At 58.3% G+C, this 19965-nt stretch carries 14 protein-coding genes and 1 pseudogene; 1 reads left to right on the top strand and 14 read right to left on the bottom strand.

Translation table 11 applies throughout. The annotated features are described in order from the left end of the window. From FZE95_RS19810 to prfB, 9 genes and pseudogenes are all read right to left on the bottom strand, one after another. Nucleotides 1-539 (bottom strand): hypothetical protein (locus tag FZE95_RS19810; protein WP_223825092.1); only part of this gene is annotated, 539 nt, incomplete at its 3' end. Further along, entirely contained in the window at nt 532-2151 is a 1620-nt protein-coding gene (locus FZE95_RS15625) for an integrase (protein ID WP_150301809.1), read from the bottom strand. The genes FZE95_RS19810 and FZE95_RS15625, both read right to left, overlap by 8 nt. Nucleotides 2152-2156: 5 nt before the next feature. Beyond that, complete coding sequence (locus FZE95_RS15630; RefSeq protein WP_223825093.1) at nt 2157-2783, bottom strand: uracil-DNA glycosylase; 627 nt, start codon at nt 2781-2783, stop codon at nt 2157-2159. Continuing rightward, complete coding sequence (locus FZE95_RS15635) at nt 2776-3945, bottom strand: tyrosine-type recombinase/integrase (protein ID WP_150301811.1); 1170 nt, start codon at nt 3943-3945, stop codon at nt 2776-2778. The genes FZE95_RS15630 and FZE95_RS15635 overlap by 8 nt, the downstream gene beginning before the upstream one ends. A gap of 147 nt (nt 3946-4092) precedes the next feature. Beyond that, nucleotides 4093-4308 (bottom strand): annotated as a pseudogene (locus tag FZE95_RS15640) (uracil-DNA glycosylase); the annotation flags it as partial. A 5-nt stretch (nt 4309-4313) separates the two neighbouring features. Beyond that, complete coding sequence (locus tag FZE95_RS15645) at nt 4314-4640, bottom strand: hypothetical protein (RefSeq protein WP_150301812.1); 327 nt, start codon at nt 4638-4640, stop codon at nt 4314-4316. Nucleotides 4641-4651: 11 nt separating this feature from the next. Continuing rightward, complete coding sequence (locus FZE95_RS15650; protein ID WP_150301813.1) at nt 4652-5935, bottom strand: flavohemoglobin expression-modulating QEGLA motif protein; 1284 nt, start codon at nt 5933-5935, stop codon at nt 4652-4654. Nucleotides 5936-6305: 370 nt separating this feature from the next. Further along, nucleotides 6306-7808, bottom strand: coding sequence for a lysine--tRNA ligase (gene lysS / locus FZE95_RS15655; protein ID WP_150301814.1), 1503 nt, complete (start codon nt 7806-7808; stop codon nt 6306-6308). Nucleotides 7809-7939: 131 nt separating this feature from the next. Continuing rightward, nucleotides 7940-9035, bottom strand: a protein-coding gene (gene prfB, locus FZE95_RS15660; RefSeq protein ID WP_150301815.1) for a peptide chain release factor 2 whose coding sequence is annotated in 2 segments (ribosomal slippage) — nt 7940-8962 and nt 8964-9035 — 1095 coding nt in all. Because the reading frame shifts where the segments join, the coding sequence is not laid out codon by codon here. Between the two features lie 256 nt (nt 9036-9291). On the opposite strand from prfB, the gene FZE95_RS15665 reads away from it, so the two are divergent. Then, nucleotides 9292-11700: a phosphoketolase family protein gene (locus FZE95_RS15665; protein ID WP_150301816.1), complete on the top strand. Its 2409-nt coding sequence runs from the start codon at nt 9292-9294 to the stop codon at nt 11698-11700. A gap of 39 nt (nt 11701-11739) precedes the next feature. On the opposite strand, the gene FZE95_RS15670 is transcribed toward FZE95_RS15665, so the two are convergent. The 5 genes from FZE95_RS15670 to FZE95_RS15690 all read right to left on the bottom strand — a co-directional run bounded on the left by FZE95_RS15670 (nt 11740) and on the right by FZE95_RS15690 (nt 19832). Continuing rightward, nucleotides 11740-14010: a putative bifunctional diguanylate cyclase/phosphodiesterase gene (locus tag FZE95_RS15670; protein WP_190324587.1), complete on the bottom strand. Its 2271-nt coding sequence runs from the start codon at nt 14008-14010 to the stop codon at nt 11740-11742. A gap of 103 nt (nt 14011-14113) precedes the next feature. Then, a complete protein-coding gene (locus FZE95_RS15675; protein ID WP_150301818.1) occupies nt 14114-16813 on the bottom strand; it encodes a cation-translocating P-type ATPase in 2700 nt (899 codons plus the stop codon). Nucleotides 16814-16927: 114 nt separating this feature from the next. Next, nucleotides 16928-18646, bottom strand: a complete 1719-nt coding sequence (gene recJ, locus FZE95_RS15680) for a single-stranded-DNA-specific exonuclease RecJ (protein ID WP_150301819.1) — start codon at nt 18644-18646, stop codon at nt 16928-16930. Continuing rightward, nucleotides 18646-19185: a YaeQ family protein gene (locus FZE95_RS15685; RefSeq protein ID WP_150301820.1), complete on the bottom strand. Its 540-nt coding sequence runs from the start codon at nt 19183-19185 to the stop codon at nt 18646-18648. The genes recJ and FZE95_RS15685 overlap by 1 nt, the downstream gene beginning before the upstream one ends. Nucleotides 19186-19346: 161 nt before the next feature. After that, complete coding sequence (locus FZE95_RS15690; RefSeq protein WP_150301821.1) at nt 19347-19832, bottom strand: CinA family protein; 486 nt, start codon at nt 19830-19832, stop codon at nt 19347-19349. Nucleotides 19833-19965: the final 133 nt, after the last annotated feature.

A 19965-nucleotide genomic window follows, 5' to 3' on the forward strand; every position in this document is an offset into this window, starting at 1 on the left:
CTCAAGAGTTGAGGCCTCCACGAAACCCGGTGTGATTCATGCAGTGTTTCAAGTACAGCCAAAAGTAACTCTTTGCTCGACGTCTTTATATCGCGATCTGGATGCCGAATCCAAGCTGCGTAAGCAGCGGTCGTATCCTGATCAATTTGATTAAACGTCGAAATCCCACGATCTTGAAGCCACTGGGAAAAATTCAACAGGTTTCTGGCGAACGGAATAAATGTTCCAGCCTCCGGTCGCTTCTTCGATTTATAGGCCCCAAATTTCCAGTAGGCTAAGGTGGCTGCTTTACAGGACTCAATCAAAGGCTTGCAGAGGTTTCTTTTGTTCCAGTAGATCTGACTTGCGCCCCTACTCCTATTTACAACCTTGATGTAAGGAGAGAAATCCCAAACATCGTCTCCATACCGCGAAAGTACAATCGGTTCATTGCCGGGAATGCTAAGAACTGATATAGGTAGGTCTGAGGGGGGCCTAGAACCACTCTCGAAGATGCCCACAAAGTTCGGCAATGAACTTGCCACTAATCGCTTAGACATCGCTTACTCCCAGCATGGCGCGATCCTTCCACATCGGATGTGGCGTATTTTTTGCGCGCTCTCTCGCTTTAGAAACGGCAGCCAGCGGAAACTTCTCGCTGATCACGTCGTCAATGTCTCGAATGACCCATCCATAAAGTTTTGTCCACCTCGTTGCCCCCAAGAATGCGCGTTCCTTGATTAACAACCAGTAGAAGCTGAACAAACGATACAGGTCATCCTGAGTAACCACCTGATTGGGGCAGCGGAAACAACTCAGGAAGTCAGTGCACGGGGAGTCGTCTTTTGGAGCAAAGCGCCCATTCATCGGATCAGAACAATGTGCAACACCTGTGGGAACAATGGAGCTTGGCGTAGACCGCTCCTCTCTTACGTTGCCGTCCCCTCGAAGCGATTCAACCAGTGCAATACCGCAAAACTTATGGTTCCGCTCCATCTCTGGCGTCACCGCGAGATAATGCGAGTTGCTAACCTCAATGGTGTGCCCGGCTAATCGAGCCGTAACAAATGGGTCGCCGCCGGACAGCTTCCAAAGGCGGTTCACAAAGGTCTTTCGTAGAGCGCCCACAGTGATTCGCAGCGGCGAACCATCATCTCGACGAAGGTTGTGCTTGGCTGCGACGATGCCCCCATACCGACTCAACGCCTGCTGATTTAAGCTCGTAAGCTGTCCCTTGTGCTCGTACAGCCAGAGGCGTTCTTGGCGCGCAGACGGAGCCTTCTCCGCCGCCTCGGCACTTATCGCAAGCGCGCTCTGAAAGAGACGAACCACGCCGGCTTTAACTGTTGTACCCCCTTCATCGCCAGTAGCAAAACTCTGAGTATGCGTATGCCGACCGCGCCGCTTATGCGTTATAAGCAACCATCTATCCTCTCTAAGAGGATGGGATCGCAAAGCATCACGATTTAGCTCTAGCAGAGACACAGTGTTGCGACCTGTGGCCGCCGCAATCAAAAGTAGATGAACTGTGAGTTGCTCTCCGATCCGAAGCTCTGACTTGCCTGCATGAATATCCCCCAGCTCCTGAAGCAGTGCCACTTGCAGAGCGCGTCTTTCTGACTCGGAGAGCGCTCTCTCACCCTTCGTTCGCCTGGCTACGTTTGGATAAGGGCTTGCAGGAATGAGCCTATGACGCGCTGGTAGAACGCCTTTCTTTGACAGGTATACCAAAAGCGTTCGGATGCTGGAGAATCGCACCCTCTGCGTTGCAAAGCTAAGCGTCTTCCCTGTTTTCCCTATCGTTACACCCAGGAAGTGGACGTACTCTTCCATCAGAGGCAGACTGATATCACTGAGGGTTATATCTCTTCCGAGAATTTTTGCCCGCTCAGCTAGGTATGCCACAAAGGGTTCAAGTCCCTTAACGAAGTAAGTTTCAATCGAGCTGATAGATCGGGTACCTGATCCATAAAGTTCCCAGAGCGCCTGATGTAGCTGCTCGACGACCTCATCGCAACCGAGGCCGTAGAGCCGCCCAACATCCAGATTTCGCTTGATGGCGTGGACAGATCCCTCCAAACGAATAATATCCGGCGACCTGACGCGATTAACTATAGATGTGATATTGCTCTCATCGCGCTCATCAAGCAGATAACTCTTCCGTTTCGCCATATTCTTCAATCCAGAAGCGAAACGGCAAGCGCAACCTGTCGTTCGGCAATTTTCGACCACTTCTCGCCAGAGGGAGCATTCCGATTGAATGCGAGCGGACTGGTATGAGGCATTGGAATGACATAAAGGACGTTGCCTAGCGCATCCTTAATCTCCTTATGAGCTTGTTTGGCACCAACGAAAGCTCGCCAGTCATTATTTCGTTCTCTCTCTAGGATTTTCGAGTACAAACTACCTGGCCCACAAAATATCGAGGTTGGGGTTCCGCCAACAGCAAGGATCACGCGCGGGCGACAAGACTCGATAAGATCGGCCAGAAACGGTAAACAAGCCGTTATTTCCTTCGCTGTTGGCTTCCGATTCTCAGGTGGGCGGCACCGGCAGATGTTGGCACGCCCGTACGCCTCTCTTTCAATCCCATGATCTGCCAGAAGCCGATTCAGCGTCTTACCTGCCGCTCCTACGAACCCTTCTCCTTTGATATCTTCATCGGCCCCTGGCGCCTCACCAACGGCGAGAAGACCGCCGGAAGGGCACGCAGAGGCAACGACGATTTGTGTTCGGCAGGCGAAAAGGTTAGAGCAGCGAACGCAGGTGGTATTCCGCCAATTATTTAGTTTTTGCTCAAACAAAACTTTCATCCTGAGTTAGCTGGTCAAGGTCATACTGATAAGCTGCGAGGTATTCGTGCTCCAGCTCGGCCAGAAGGTGTAAATAAACTTCGGTCGTCTTGATGCTGGAGTGACCTAGTCGCTCCTTAACCCACAACAGCGCCATATCTGTACGCCCTGTCGACTCACGCATGGCGTGCAGTTCGTGCGTTGCGAATGAATGGCGAAGCATGTGTGGATGCACGTAGAAACCGAGCTTCTCGCTAGCACGGCTCAACACTTTGTTGAGCATCGTCGGCGAATAGCTGCCCCCCTTGTCGGCGATGAAAATACTCGGATCCGCTTCTCTTCCCGAACGCTGGCATCGTGCTTGGTACTGCGAGCGTACTACTACCGCGTAATCCCATAGCTCTCGCATCAATGAGCGCGTCATGAAGATCGACCTCGGCCGATTCCCCTTTATCTCCATATCGGTAGGGTTAAGAGTGACCTTAATAGAGACTCGATCGTCGAGCCGGGTATCCGGGTTGAAGATGTACGACCTTGGGAATGACAGGATCTCCTCTCTCCGGAGCCCTGTGGCTAGAGCGAGCTTGACCATCAAAAGATGCGTAGGGTTGGGCTTCAGAAATGTTAAAAGGTCGCGGATTTGTGCGCGTGTCAGCAGCTCAATAACGCTAGGCCTGTCTCGAAGCGTTACGTCAGGCGTGTTTGCGTGGCGCCCTCCAGATGAAACGTGAGCTAGAAACCCACCGCTGCGACCATGAACCACTTTCGCCTCCCCATCCCAAGGGAGGGTTGAGATCCAGCCTCTGGCATGCGCAAAGCGATAGAAGCGGATAATAGTTCCAAGTCGTTGGTTTACAGTCTTGGCCACGTTGCGCTTAGCTGCCCAGTTGCGATATATCGCAACAACTGTTGGCGAGCCGACCTCTAGGTTCTCATTCCAGTTGAGTTCGTTAGCCTCCAGAAAGGAAAAGTAATCGTAGAGATGCCAGCCATAGGTGCTCCACGTCTTCGGGCTCTCTGAGCCACCACGGTGGACAGCAACATGAATAAGGAAAGCGTTTGCAGGATCAACGAGCTTTAATCTGTCATCGAGCAAGAACGGGATACCAGGATATGACAGCCCCTCGATCTTGAAATCTTCGGTCGTAAAGAAGAGGCGCACGCAGTTAGCCACTCTTTAAGCTCCAGATAGACTTGCCAACACCGTAGGTTCTTCGTCAGCAAGTCTATTGACTCTGATTGTCGTAAAAATCGATGGATTCATCAGGTACCTTCTGTTTACAACGGTGATGGTACCCGTAAGCAGGTAACGTTACAACGTCCACTTATCCTGACCGAGAATCACCACCTTGACGTGCTCAAGCGGCGTACTGTTCAAGGCGTTGAATATCAGCGGACCGGGGGGATAAATCGTCTTGCCTGACGCTTTCTGCTCAAGCAGAAATGCCTTCAGCTCACGCATGTAGGGCTTTTCGAACTCCCCGGCCAGCGCCCGCCGCCAACCCGGCTCCAGCTGGATGTTTGATTGATTGACCATCGCGATCAGAGCACCGGCACACTCTGCGCGTCGCAGCGCACCACGCGCTGACGATTATCCACAAGCAAGCCGGACAGGCCGTTATGGCGGCTGTCGTGAAGCACCAGAACCCCATCAACGCATTCCGCGACCTGACTTGCCGGTTTGCTGCGCACTTGTCCGGCCTCTTCGCTGCCCACCGTGATCAGGCTGAACTCGGCGACCAGCAAGCCCTCCTCCTCCCGTACGAAATTGAGATACCCGTAAAAGTGCAGGATCGCGACAGTGGCCAGCACTGTCCCTATGGCGGTGAGAATCATGGGTAACTTGTTGATTTCGTGATCGTCAGACATCAAAGGCTCCATCAAAGAATATTGGCATAGTCGGCCTCGATGCGATCCAGGCTCAGGTTGGTCAGAAAGCCCGAAAAACACATCCAGGCGCTGAGTGCATTCAAGTCAGCAAAAGGTTCTGGCAGGTAGCGCGGCGGTACCACCAGCCCCTCCTCCACCAGCTGCCCCAGCGTGCGCATATCCTCGAGCGTAGTCTTGCCGCAGAACAACAACGGAATCTGCTGCAACTTGCCCTTGCGTACGGCCAGCTGGATATAGTTGTAAGTCAGGATGAAACCCTTCAGGTACGCCAGGTCCTTGGTAAAAGGCAGACCAGAACTGCTTGACCCGCGGAACACCCGGCTGGCATTGGTGTAGCTGTCCTGTTTCGAATAGCCTTCCTCTTGGTAGAACCTGAACACGTCCATGAAATCCGCACCGGTTTCAGCCAGCTGGATCGCCCGGGTACGGTTGGTCAGTTTGCGCAGTCGGGCAGGATAGGAAGCAAAGGTAATCACTTCCATAAGGATCGCCAGGCCCTCCTGGGTCACCGTGGATGACGGTGGCCCCTTGGCCAGGAAGGTGCAGATAGGCTGATGCTGACCGTTCAGACTGGTCGCCACATGCACCATGCCTTCGTGCACGGCAAGAATTTTCAGGTCACGCTGATTGAACATGGCGTCACTGCGGATCTTGATGTAGTCGGCACCTGCCGCAGCATCGGCGACGATACCGTCGGATTCGAACACCCGCACCGCCTGATCGTCCGGAAACGCCTGATTCATCTTCTCCTGCAGGATTGCCACCGCCTCGGGTGCTGCGATGTGCTTGGGTTCCCGACCAAGGTCCGAGCCAATATTGGCCAGTGATTCGCTGAGCGTGATACTCAAATCGGTCAGCGTCGGATCGCCCGCATGAAAGGCATCCGAAGCGGACCCATAGAGTTCCTGAGAAATACGTCCAAGCTCCGGTGTGCCCCGCCCTTCCAGCATGCGGATAACCATGCGGTATTCGCGACACATGCGGCGCATGATCTGCCCGACTGGGTTGAAGGTGCCGAGCTGGCGGGTGATATCGCGCTCGATATCCTGAAACACCTGCAAGCGCTCGGCAGGATCGAAGTTCAGCGGGCGCCCGGCGTAGTAGTCCGGACCCACGTCAGGAATGGTATTGCAGCCCTTGCGGAAGAATTCGTCACGCAGGCTGTCGTCCCACTTGATGGCATCGAGTATGCGAATCGGCGCCTGCGCCTCGACCAGCCTGTCTGAGAGGCTGCGTATGACCAGCTGGTATTGCTCGCTTTGCTTGATTGCCATGCTGTTTATTCCTGCTCTTAGTGCCAAGACATTACGAGGCATCAGGGATAGGTGCAACGCTCTGCCGGATCGTTGAACTGCTGGACACGCCGCAAGTACGTCCCTGTAGGCTCGGCGATAGCCATCCATGGCTATCGACGGTCCATCAGTTCAACGAACCGGCACCGCAGAAAGGCTCCGAGCTCGCCAAGAATCTCAGCCTACAGCGGCATTCATAGCGTACGCGGAGGTGGACCATGGCGGACCGTCGATGGCCATGGATGGCCATCATCGAGTCCCAGGGATGGCTCGCAGCGTGTCCGCCATGGTCCACCTCCGCGCACACCACCCCAAACCAGTTCGGATCGGGGTTTATGTGTCAAACCGAAACTCAGTGCTCAGGCCGCATATGCGGAAACAGAATCACGTCGCGGATCGAAGGCGCATCGGTCAGCAGCATCACTAGACGATCAATACCGATGCCCTCGCCTGCAGTCGGCGGCATGCCGTATTCCAGCGCACGGACGAAGTCCGCGTCATAGTGCATGGCCTCATCATCACCCGCATCCTTGTCGGCCACCTGGGCGTGGAAGCGCTCGGCCTGATCTTCGGCATCGTTAAGCTCCGAGTAGGCATTGGCGATTTCGCGGCCACCGATGAACAACTCGAAACGGTCCGTCACACTCGGATCATCATCGCTGCGCCGCGCCAGCGGTGACACTTCGAACGGATAACGGGTAATAAAGGTTGGCTGTTCCAGTCTGTGCTCAACCAACTCTTCGAAGATCATCACCTGCAGCTTGCCCAAGCCCTCAAAACCGAGAATCTTGGCGCCGGCTTTGGTCGCGATAGCGCGGGCGGTGTCGACATCTTGCAGATCGGCAGCGGTGATTTCGGGGTTGTACTTGAGGATCGCGTCGAATACTGACAGCCGCGCAAAGGGTTCGCCAAAGTGAAATACCTTGCCCTGATAGGGCACGTCTGTGCTTCCCAAGACCGCCAACGCCAGCTCGCGAAACAGCTCCTCGGTCAGGTCCATATTATCTTCGTAATCAGCATAGGCCTGGTAGAACTCGAGCATGGTGAATTCGGGATTGTGCCGGGTCGAAACGCCTTCATTACGGAAGTTACGGTTGATCTCGAACACCCGCTCGAAGCCGCCCACAACCAGACGCTTCAGATACAGCTCCGGCGCTATGCGCAGGAACATCGGGAGATCCAGCGCATTGTGATGGGTTTCGAAGGGCTTGGCCGCGGCACCGCCGGGGATCGTCTGCAGCATGGGCGTTTCAACTTCAAGGAAGTTACGCTCGGCCAGGAACTGGCGGATATGCGAAATCACCTTCGAGCGCACCTGGAAGGTGTGGCGCGTTTCCTCATTGACGATCAGGTCGACATAACGCTGACGATAGCGTTGCTCGGTATCGGTCAGGCCATGGAACTTGTCAGGCAACGGCCGCAGCGACTTGGTCAGCAACTGCACATCGCGCATATGGACATACAGATCGCCCTTGCCAGACCGCGCCAGCGTGCCCTCGGCAGCAATGATGTCGCCCATGTCCCAGCTCTTGATCGCCTCAAGCGTCTCGGCGGGTAGGCCCTTGCGATCGACATACACCTGAATGCGGCCGCTCATGTCCTGGATCACCATGAAAGCGCCACGGTTGAGCATGATGCGTCCGGCAACCCTGACCGGAAAAGCCTCTTCTTCGAGCTCCTGCTTGCTCTTCTCGGCGTACTGTTTCTGCAGCGCGCCGGCATAGCTGTCACGACGGAAGCGATTGGGAAAGGCGTTACCCTTGGCCCGCTCAGCTGCCAGCTTCTCCTTGCGCAGGGCAATCAAAGTGTTCTCTTCTTCGTGCTGAGCTTGCTGGTCTTGCGGCTGATCGGTCATTTTTCGCTAATCCTGAAAAAACTGTATTGATAGTACCGAGTCCCGCTGCCCGCTCACCGGCTTATACCGGCCTGGCAACGGGTGGCGAACCCAGATGGGACCATGGCGCTACGCATTGCGCCCGCGAGGGGTCAAAGCCCCTGTTTGAGGCTTGCCTCGATAAACTCGTCCAGGTCGCCATCGAGCACTGCGTTGCAGTTGCTGTTTTCGATGCCGGTACGCAGATCCTTGATTCGTGACTGGTCGAGTACGTAGGAGCGTATCTGATGTCCCCAACCGATGTCCGACTTGGTATCTTCCAGCGCCTGAGCGGCCGCGTTGCGCTTCTGCATCTCCAGCTCATAGAGCTTGGCGCGTAGCATCTTCATCGCGGTATCACGGTTGGCGTGCTGCGAGCGCTGGTTCTGGCAGCTGACCACAGTGTTCGTCGGGACGTGGGTAATCCGGATCGCAGAATCGGTGGTGTTAACGTGCTGGCCACCCGCCCCGGATGAGCGATAGGTGTCCACGCGCAGATCAGAGGGGTTGATGTCGATCTCGATGTCATCATCAATTTCGGGTGACACGAATACTGCCGAAAATGACGTATGCCGACGGTTGCCCGAATCATAAGGGCTTTTACGGACCAGGCGGTGCACGCCGATTTCGGTACGCAGCCAGCCGAAGGCGTATTCACCCTTGATATGCACGGTCGCGCTCTTGATGCCCGCCACCTCGCCAGCGGACAGCTCGACAATCTCGGTCTCGAAGCCGCGCTGATCGGCCCAGCGCAAATACATCCGCAGCAACATGTTCGCCCAGTCCTGGGCCTCGGTACCGCCGGAGCCAGCCTGGATGTCCAGGTAACAGTTGTTCGGGTCCATCTCGCCACTGAACATGCGACGGAACTCGAGTTTTTCCAGACTCACCTGCAGGCGCTCCAGCTCGGTGACGACATCCGCCACGGCTGACTCGTCGTCTTCTTCGGCGGCCATTTCGAGCAACTCGGAGGCGTCAGCCAGACCGGCATGCATCCCGTCCAGCGTCTCGACAATTTGCGCCAGCTGCGCACGTTCCTTGCCCAGACCCTGAGCACGTTCCGGATCATTCCAGACGCTGGGGTCTTCCAGTTCGCGCTCTACTTCAGTCAGGCGATCACGCTTGTGATCGTAGTCAAAGATACCCCCTGATAGTCTCGGAGCGACTACGCAGATCTTTGATGGTATTGAGAATCGGGTTGATTTCCATGGTGACAGATCCCGTCAGGAAAAAGGGCGTCATTGTAGCGGAATTTCGCAGCGCCGTGCAGCGTTCTCAGCGGCACCGCACAGACATGAGGGTCCGGTTCGTACGCGCAAACCCGTGCACTCCCCTACCTCACGGAGACGCTGTTCCGCCATGACAGCGAACCTGCCAGGGCTTGATACAGGTCAGGAAGGCAATCTCCGAAATCACGCTAGACTGGATGTATCCGCTAGCCACCATTACCCGTCAGGAGTCTTTTGTGAGCCAGTTATTACCCGACCAGAGCATTCTCGATCAACACGCTGAAGAGCATGCCACATTCGCCGAATGGCGCGCAGGCTATGGCGTCATAGACCACAGCCCGGCCACGCAGGCGGCAGTATACAGGCTGGCCCACCAGCTTCAGCAAAGCGGCATGCAGCCCGATGTGGACACTGTCTATCGAATGCTCACCGCACTTGATCGACTGACCAGTGCCGGGCTGTGGCTGGTGGTGCATATGACCTACGCCAAACGCTGCCGCCCGGACGGCACGCCGTTGAATGCAGAGGACTTCAAACGCAATCCGGAGGGCCACACGGGCGGCGCGCTGAACATGGTGCCCGGCTATGCTGCCTATCTGGCTTTGAACAACCTCACCGGCAGCACCCGTAGCTGGTTGATGGGCCAGGGGCACTGCGTCGCGGCAATCGACGCGCTGAATATCCTCACCGGCAATCTTCACCCCGAACAAGCCGAACGCTACGGCGAAGACGGCGGCCTCGACCGGCTGCTGAAAGATTTCTACGGATACGCCCAGCAACCCGACGGGCGACCTGCCGCCCCCCTGGGAAGTCACGTCAACCCTTACACCGCTGGCGGCATCATAGAAGGCGGCTATCTTGGTTTCGCCGAGTTGCTCTATGCTCATATGCCGCTGCCGGGCGAGAAGCTGGTTGCGTTCCTGTCCGATGGTGCGGCCGAAGAGCAGCGTGGTAGCGACTGGATACCGCGTTGGTGGCGCGCCGAGGATTGCGGCGTCGCGATGCCGGTGATGATCGCCAATGGCCGGCGCATAGAGCAGCGCACCGAGCTGGGAACGGTGAAGGGCCTGGATGGCTTCGTCGAGCATCTGACCGCGTGCGGCTTCGACCCGATACGCTTTGACGGCCGCGATCCAGCGGCTTTCGTCTGCACGCTGTATGAAATGGAGCAACGGCTTGATCGTCGTGTAGAGGAGTGTCAGCGGGGCCTGCTGAGCTATCCCCTACCGATTCCCTACGCCATCGCCGAAACCACCAAAGGGTTCGGCTTCTACGGTGCCGGGGAAAACGCCGCCCATAACCTGCCATTGCCAGGCAATCCACGGCATGACGAAACCGCACGGAATCTGTTCAACCAGCACGCCGGCAAACTCTGGGTCAGCCCTGAGCAACTGGAGCAGTCCAGAGATCTTCTGACCCAACATTCCGAGCAGGGTCGGCCGCTGGAGCGTGACCATGATCTGGCCAAGCGTCATCCGGAGACGCCGGTGCTGCCCGAGCCTGAATGGATAAGCGAACCGGCCTCGCCGATGCTGGCCGTGGACAGATTTTTCGTGAAAATGACCGAGGCCAACCCGGGTCTGCGCGCCCGCGTCGGCAATCCGGACGAGTTGGCCAGCAACAAGCTCGGCGGTGTGCTGCGCACCCTCAAGCACCGCGTAAGTGAGCCGGAAAGCGACCTGGAAGCAATCGACGGCCGGATCATTACCGCCTTGAACGAAGAAGCCGTGGTGTCGGCCTGCCTTGGCAACAAGGCAGGCCTGAACCTGGTCGCCAGTTATGAGGCCTTCTGCGTGAAGATGCTCGGCGCTGTGCGCCAGGATATTATCTTCGCACGGCATCGCAAGGAGGTTGGCCGCCCGGCTGCCTGGCTGGGCTTTCCGGTTATTGCTACCTCCCACACCTGGGAGAACGGCAAGAACGAACAATCCCACCAGGACACAACTTTCTGCGAGGCGCTGCTGGGCGAGATGCACGACGTCATGCGCGTCGTGCTGACGGCAGACTACAACAGCACCATGGCCGTATTGCCGAGCATCTACACCGAGCGCGGCCGGCTGAGCTGCATGGTTATCGCCAAGCGCGACCAGCCCTCACGCTTCACGCCTGAACAGGCAGTGCAACTGGCGGAACAAGGCGCGCTGGTGTTCGAGGAGCACAAGGGCAATGGCGATCCCGTGCTACTGGTGGCCTGCGGTGCGTACCAGATGGGCGCCATGCAGCGCGCAGCGGAGCGCTTGTCTGCACATAACGTCAGCTGGCGTCTGGTGTATCTGCAGGAACCCGGCCGCTTCACTATCCCCCGCGACGAGCTCGAAGCAGAATACGCCGCGAGCGAGGAGCTGATTCAAGGAATATTCCCCGGTGAGATAACCCGTCGGATCATGCTCACCCACATGCGCCCTGAGATCTTCCGTGGCCACCTGCACAAGCTGCTGCCCGACCCGCAACACAGCCGCGTGCTTGGCTATATCAACCGCGGCGGTACACTGGATGAAGCCGGCATGCTGTTCACCAACCGCTCCAGCTGGGCCCATGTAGTCGCCGCAGCGGCCGAAGTCAGCGGCGTTGAGCCTGCTCAGTGGCTGGAAGAGGAAGAACTGAAAGCGGTACAGGGCCAGGGAAGCCCGAGCGTGTTGCGGTAAGGTCGCAAAGGTTTCGTTGCCCTCGTGCGACGAAACCTTTCAGGTTCGGGGAAGACCTCGCTCGCCAACGATGCCTTCCGCAAGCACATCAACATCCAACCCCGCCAAGGTATTCAGCACCGGCTTGATCATGCTGGCCGATAACGGGCGGCTGAACCAGTAGCCTTGTATGTAGTGACAACCTTCAGTGCTGAGAAAGTCCATCTGCTCGATGGTCTCGATGCCTTCGGCGATCACGTCCATGCTCAGGCCGCGACCCAGCCCGATAATGGCGCGGCTGATGGCCCGCAGCCGTTCGTCATCCGGCGCGCGGGAGATGAAGCTTTTGTCGACCTTGATGATATGCAGCGGATAGCGATGCAGATAGCCGAGCGAGGAAAAGCCCGTACCGAAATCATCGAGGGCAATCCGAATGCCCAGACTTTCCAGTTCACGCAGCGTAGCGAGGGTATCGGGGCCGTCCTGCATGAGTAGGCTTTCGGTTATTTCCAGCACCAGGCTGCTGGCGGGAAAGCCGGTTTCTTCCAAGACCGCCGCGACAGTTCCCGCGAAATTCTCCTCCCGCAGCTGGCGGCTGGACAGATTGACTGAACAGCGCAACGCCGGGTGACCGTTTTCGTGCCACTCGCGCACCTGCGCACAGGCCTGGCGCAGCACCCATGCGCCTACTTCGACAATCTGGCCGGAATCTTCAAGAGCAGGAATGAATTCATCCGGCGGAATCATCTTGCCGTCACGCCACCAGCGCAGCAACGCCTCAACGCCGATGACGCTGGAGCTGTCGCCCTCTACCTTGACGATGGGCTGGTAGTACAGTTCGAATTGCTTGCGATTCAGCGCCTCGCTGAGCGCACTCTCCAGCGCCAGGCGGTGGTGAACCTCGTGCTGCAGGTTTTCGCTGTAGAGCGCCAGCTGCGATTTGCCGAAGGTTTTGGCCCGGTATAGCGCAAGGTCAGCTTCGCGCAACGCATCCTGCTCCTGATCGTGCCCCTTGAGCGGGGCCAGGCCGATGCTGGCGGTCACGGTGAGGCGTTGCTCGCCGATCAAAAGCGGCGACAACAATCCCTGCATGATGCGCTTGGCGACCTTTTCTGCATCAGCCGGCTCGGCCATATCGTTAAGCAGCACAACAAACTCGTCCCCGCCGAAACGGCACAGGTGGTCGCCGGGCCGCAAGCAACGCTCGATACGTGCGGCGACCTGGATCAACACCTGATCACCAACCTGATGCCCGAGACTGTCATTGATCAGTTTGAAGCGATCCAGGTCGATGAACAGTACCGCCGCATGCCGCGCGCCAGGCTTGGCCTGTCGCTGCAGGGCCTGCAGCAGCAGCTGGTTCATGCGTTCGCGATTGGGTAGTTTTGTCAGCGGATCGTGCAGGGTGGCGTGCGCCAGCTCCTGCTCGGCTGTCTTGCGAATGTGAATATCTGTGAGGGAGCCCGACAACAGACGGTCGCCATGCACGTCTTCGGTCACCTCGCCACGCACCAGTACCCAGCGATACTCCCCCCTGGCGTGACGCAACTGGCACTCGATCTTCAATTCGGATCGATAGCCCTCCAGATGCGCCATCACCGACGCCTTGAATCCGCTGCGCTGGCTTTGCGGCAGCATATCCAGCCACTCGTCCAACCTTACCGGCGCGTTAGTGGCATCAAGTCCAAGCACGGCCAGCCAGCGCTCGGATACTTCAAGCCGATCATCCGCGACGCGCCATTCCCAGATACCGTCGTTGGTTCCGTGCATGGCACGGGCGTAGCGGGTCTGACTTTCCTGCAGCGCAAGCTGGCTGGCGGCAGAATAGGTATCAACCGCCAGGGTCATGTCGAAAAACACCACCTTGAGCAGACAGCTGAACAGCCGGTGCACCAGCTCCGGCTGCCCGGGCCAGCGCTCGCGAAGCTGTGCATGCATGAAATCCAGGTAGAAATGATAGCTGGCCAGCGACACATTTTGTCCCAGCCCGACGCTCTCATGAGTGATACCGACCAGCAGGCGCAGCCGCACGTATTGCATGTCGTAGGGGCCACGCAGCATTTGCTGGTAGTAGTGTCGCTGCTGCTCCTTGAGGCGCACCAGCATACCCGGACGATTGAGCAATCCAGCGGCATGCGGGAACTGCAGCAGATGCTCATGCAACGCATCTATGCATTGGACATGCAGAGCTTCCAGTTCGGGAAGATAGTCAGCCAGCTCTCTGATGCTCTGATCATCCACTAGCAGCAGACGTAGCCGCGTGCGGATGTTGTCCACATTCAGGCCAAGATGGTTCTGCATTCCCTTCAGACGTTTCTTCAAGTCAGGCAAGACCTGGCTCTCCCTGGTATCGAACACCATCATGCAACTGCTTACGGGTTACCGTTTCGCTCGGATTTGTGAAGCATTACACACATTTGTCTCATCATGAAATCTATTTGAAAACCGTCCGATCATCATTCCGCATGCGTTTCTCTAGCTCGAGCACCGCCAACACTGCCACACCCGCGGCAACCGGGATCAGCAATAGCGGGAGACTCAAAACCGCTGACTCGAACAGCGTGTGCATGAATCCCGCATAGGTAAAGAGCATCTGCAGGGCCGTCACCAGTAGCACCACAATCCACACCGCCGGCGTGCCCAGCATCCCGCGCAGGGTAATCGACGGGCTATCCAGATAGCGCACCGCAAACAGATAGAACACTTCCATCGCTACCAGCGTATTAACTGCCAAGGTGCGGGCAATTTCTGTGCTGTAGCCGGTCTGAACCGCCCACTGGAAGCTGGCGAAAATACCCGCCAGGAACAACAGCGACACCAGCACAATGCGCCATACCAGAAAGCTGTTCAGTAGCGATTCGCCGGTACGCCTCGGCGGCTTCTCCATCACGCTGGGTTCGGCCGGCTCGAAGGCCAGTCCCATCGCCAGCACCACGGAGCTGACCAGATTGACCCACAGGATCTGTAAGGCGGTTATCGGCAGGGTGAGCCCGATCAATAGGGCAACGATCAGACTGGCTGCTTCGCCGCCGTTGATCGGCAGCAGAAAGCTGATGGCTTTCTTGAGATTGGTATACACCGTGCGGCCTTCACGGACCGCAGCGGCAAGGCTGGCGAAATTATCATCCAGCAGCACGATATCCGAGGCTTCACGGGCTGCTTCCGACCCCTTGACGCCCATCGAGATGCCAACATCCGCGCGCTTGAGCGCTGGCGCATCGTTTACGCCATCGCCAGTCATGGCTACCACGCCATGCACGGATTGCAGTGCCTGCACCAATCGCAGCTTGTGCTCCGGACTGGTCCTGGCAAACACGTCGACATCCTGCGCCAGCTGCATTAGCTGGGTGTCATCCAGGCTGTCCAGCTCATGCCCGGTGGCGACCCGCTCGGTGTGACGCAGACCGAGACGGGCAGCAATTGCCCGCGCCGTCATGGCGTGATCACCGGTGATCATCTTGACCCGGATACCAGCCCGGTGACATTCGGCTATCGCCTCCATGGCCTCCTGCCGCGGCGGGTCGAGCAGCCCGACGACCCCGATCAACTGGAAATCGTCGCCCAGCGCATCGCCATCGAGTTCGTGCTGCTCCGCCCCTACAGGCTTGCGCGCCAAAGCCAATACCCGCAATCCCTGCCCCGCCAGCTCGTCGATGTGTTTTTGCCAATCGGCAAAGTCCAGCGCCACGGGCGCCCCCTGTGCATCCAGCGCGCTGTTACACAACGCCATGACGCGCTCCGGAGCGCCTTTGAGTAATGCCACAGCCTGGCCGTGGTGATCATGATTCAAGGTCGCCATGTAGCGCTTGTCAGCGTCGAAGGGGATTTCATCGCGGCGCGGCCATTCCGCCGTGTAGGAGGTTGCATCCAGCCCGGCCTTTGTGGCCAGCACCGACAGGGCACCCTCCATCGGATCACCGATGACTTTCACGGTCTCGCCCTGGCGCTGCAGCTCGGCGTCATTGCAAAGCAAGGCTGCCTGAGCCATATGACCGAGCAACAACGGCGCCGGCTCGCCGGTCTGCTCATCGCCGATCCGGCCTTCAACCGCATAGCCTTCGCCACTGACCGGATAAATGTTCCTGTCCAGCAACAGCGCGGCGACCATCATTTCATTGCGGGTCAGGGTACCGGTCTTGTCAGAACAGATCACTGATACCGCACCAAGGGTTTCGATGACCGGCATGCGCCGCACCACGGCCTGGCGAGACGCCATGCGCCGCACCCCTATGGCCATAGTGATTGTCAGGATGGCTGGCAAGCCTTCGGGTATCGCCGATACAGTCAGTGCAACGACCGCCATGAACAACTCATTGAGCGGGCGTTCGCTGAACATCCAGCCCGCCAGAAATACCAATGCGCCAATCACCACAATGACCAGTGAAAGGTATTTGGCGAAGCGATTCATCTGTTCTAGCAACGGGGTTTGCAGTGTAACCACACCGCTGAGCAAACCCGATATCCGACCAATCTCGGTCTGTTCGCCCGTTGCGACGACAACGCCACGCGCCGTGCCGACATTCACCAGCGTGCCCGAATACGCCATATTGAAACGCTCTGCCAATGGCGCGTCGCCGGGCTGTGTGTCGGTCAGCTTGTCCACGGGCACCGACTCGCCGGTCAACAACGCTTCGTCGATCTTGAGGCCGTGCAATTGTTCCAGGCGCACGTCCGCCGGGACGCGGTCGCCCGCCTCCAGCAACAGCACATCCCCTGGCACCAGCTCGCTGGCCTCGATCCGTTGGCGCTCGCCGTTGCGCATCACCGTGGCCTTGGGCGCGAGCATATGGCGGATAGCGGCCAGCGCCTGCTCGGCCTTGCCCTCCTGCACGATACCGACCACAGCCTGCAGCAATACCACTGCCAGGATGACCGATGTATCCAGCCAATGGCCAAGCAGCGCAGTAACCAGCGCCGCCACCAGGAGCACATAGATCAGAACGTTCTGGAACTGGGCAAGCAACCGCCGCCACCATGGCCGGGCATTCGCGGCGCCAAGCTCGTTGGGCCCGTATTGAGCAAGCCGCTCAGCCGCCTCGGCAGCAGTCAGACCCCTATCGTGGCTGTCGAGCTGCTGTCGGACCTCTGCTACAGATTGCGTGTGCCAACTGGAGGGTGACTGCTTCTGATCCATAATGATTTCCCGGCAACGAATGACGACGGCAACAGATGGCAGTGTAGCCGCCGACATCGGGCCGGGCATTGGCGCAGGTCAAGATCTGGACGCCCGCTGCGGGAAAGCGACCAATCAGGCCGGCTGAACGTGTTTGACCAGCAGCTGCAGGCTCTGCTGCCCGCGAAACTCGTTGATATCCAGCGTATAGGCCAGCACAACTCGCTGGATGGCCGGATTTGGCCAGATGGCAGGATCGATATTGAAGGCAATCGCGTCGAGCAAGTTGGTGCAGCCGGGTAGCTGTACCACCATTTTCAGGTGACGCTCGCCTACGAGACGCTGCTGAATGATCTGGAACTCGCCATGGAAGCCCGGCTCGGGAAAATGTTGGCCCCAGGGGCCCGCCTCGCGCAGCTGTGCTGCCAGCGGAAGCGTGAATTCCTCGGCGCAGAGCTCACCGTCGGACAGCACGCGCCCGGTCAAGTCATCGGCCACCAGTTGACGGCGCACTTCTGCGTCGAAGGCAATGCGGAACTGCTCGAACAGCGCTTCAGGCAGGGACAATCCCGCTGCCATGGCATGCCCACCAAACTTGCTGATCAGACCGGGATTCGCCGCCGCCACCGCATCCAGCGCATCACGAATATGCAGGCCCGCAACCGAGCGGGCCGAGCCCTTGAGCATGCCGTCTCCGGCATCGGCGAAGGCAATGACCGGGCGGTGGTAGCGATCCTTCAATCGCGAAGCAAGAATGCCGATGACGCCCTGGTGCCAGTCGGGGTCAAACAAACACAATCCAAACGGGAGCTCCTGTTCAGTGACGCTCACGGCTTCCAGGCTAGCTAGGGCCTGCTGCTGCATGTCCCGCTCGATGGCCTTGCGATCCTTGTTCAGCCCGTCCAGCTCGCGGGCGATATCCCTCGCCAGATCTTCGTTGTCAGTGATCAGGCATTCGATCCCCATGCTCATGTCGTCCAGGCGCCCCGCTGCATTCAGGCGCGGCCCGACGATGAAGCCCAGATCGGTGGACACCAGCCGCTGCGCCGGCCGCCCGGCCACTTCCAGCAGCGCGCGAATGCCCGCGCGACACCGGCCGCTGCGAATGCGCGCCAGCCCCTGGTGCACCAGAATCCGGTTATTGGCATCCAGCGGCACCACGTCAGCCACGGTGCCAAGGGCCACCAGATCGAGCAGCTCCGCGAGATTCGGCTCGGGGCGCATGGCATTGAACCAGCCGCTTTCGCGCAGCTCGGCACGCAGCGCTAGCATGACATAGAAGATGACCCCAACCCCGGCAATCGCCTTGCTGGGGAAATCGCATCCGGGCTGACTGGGGTTGACGATGGCATCGGCGGCTGGCAGTTGCTCGGCCGGTAAATGGTGATCGGTGACCACTACCGACAACCCCGCCGCCTTGGCGGCAGCCACCCCATCGATGCTGGATATGCCGTTATCCACGGTCACCAGCACCTGGGGTTTATGTGCCAGCGCCACTTCGACAATTTCCGGCGTCAGGCCATAGCCGTATTCAAACCGGTTGGGCACCAGGTAATCCACGTGACCGGCCCCAAGGGCGCGCAGCGCCAGCACCGCAACACTGCTGGCGGTCGCGCCGTCACAGTCGAAATCCCCCACCACCAGGATCGGCTGTTGCAGTTCTAGCGCGCGGCGCAGGACTGCCACCGCTTCGCGCATACCCTTGAACAAACCAAACGGAAGCAATGATTTCAGACTACGGTCCAGCTCAGCAACGGACACAACGCCGCGCGCAGCGTACAAGCGCTGCAACAACGGAGGCAGATCACCCAGTTCGGGCAGATGAGCGGGAACGGGGCGGGATTCGATGCGCATCAACGCTCGCCCTGTAGCCATTCGAGCGGCAATTCGTGTTGCATGCGGGCATCGCTCACGTAGAGCACGCCATCACTGATCATCAGCCCCCAGTCGATACTGCGTGGCAGATCAATTGCCAGGACATCAAGCGGCTCCTGGGGTAACACGGCAATATTCAGGTTCTTCAACCCAGCGACGGCGGGCAGGGTCTTGCTCGCCCAGACGCGGATATTGCCGTAGGCCAGCAAGGAGAGTTTCTCGGACCGCCGCGAGCACCAGGTGAGCCGATCGGCATCCGGCTGGCCGACCTCGATCCAGTGCTCGACGCGGTCATCAAGGCTTTTATGCCACAACGCCGGCTCATCGACGTCCGACAGCCCGCGACCAAAGGCGAGTCGCTCCTGATACCACAGTCCATAGGCAAGAATGCGTGCGGTCATGCGCTGTTCGGTTTCGGACGGATGACGCGCGATGGTTATGCGTACCGACTCGTAGATGCCACGGTCAACGTCGGACAGACCAAGGTGAACTTTGTAGGGTGTCGCTTGCAGGGCCATGGGGTTCATCGACGGGAAAAAGGGCACGCAGTGTACCCTAAACGGCCACGCCGCTGCAGCGGGCGGATCCTGCTACGGGTTCCAGGCTGCGGTTGGCGAACCCACCAACCGGCCGCCAAATCGCGGGCATACCGATCAGCCGGAACGCATTCGCTTGCGCCTCAACCCGCAAGCATCTGACGGTAGTACTCCGGAATCTTCAGCAGCCCGTACTGCGCGGCAAGCTCTCGCACCTGATTACGGCTGCCGTCGAACTGCTTTGTCTCGCTGATGACATGCTCGCGACCGTCCAGCATCAGTGCCCAGGCAAAACACACCGTGCCATCCAGGTCATCATCCTCCGCCTCTGCCGCACCGGTGTCGGATATCGCCATATTGGATTTGCTATTGCGCAGCGCGCCAAGCGCCATTTCTCTGGCTACGGGTTCGCTGGTCAGGCCGTGCTCGTTGATAGTCTCGAAACTGACCCCCAGGCAATCGTTTTTGGCTTCGGGCGCATACACTACATATCCCCTTTCAAATACCGCACCGCAACCCGGAATGTCGGCCAACTTGGTTGCCATCAAGCCCGCCGTGCACGACTCGGCGGTAGCCAGTTTCAGTTGATGCGATTTGAGAAAATCGATCACCACTTTGACACTTTGCATGTTTGCTCTCCCCCCTTTGTTAGTGCGCAACGAGCTGTCTGAATAGGAGGCAATCGCAGGTGCCAAAGTTCCGGCGATTTACTTTTGTCGACCACTCCACAAAACCGGAACTAAGCCTCCCGAATCAGGTCAT

This window comes from Pseudomonas profundi, assembly GCF_008638305.1.
Lineage (GTDB): Bacteria > Pseudomonadota > Gammaproteobacteria > Pseudomonadales > Pseudomonadaceae > Halopseudomonas > Halopseudomonas profundi.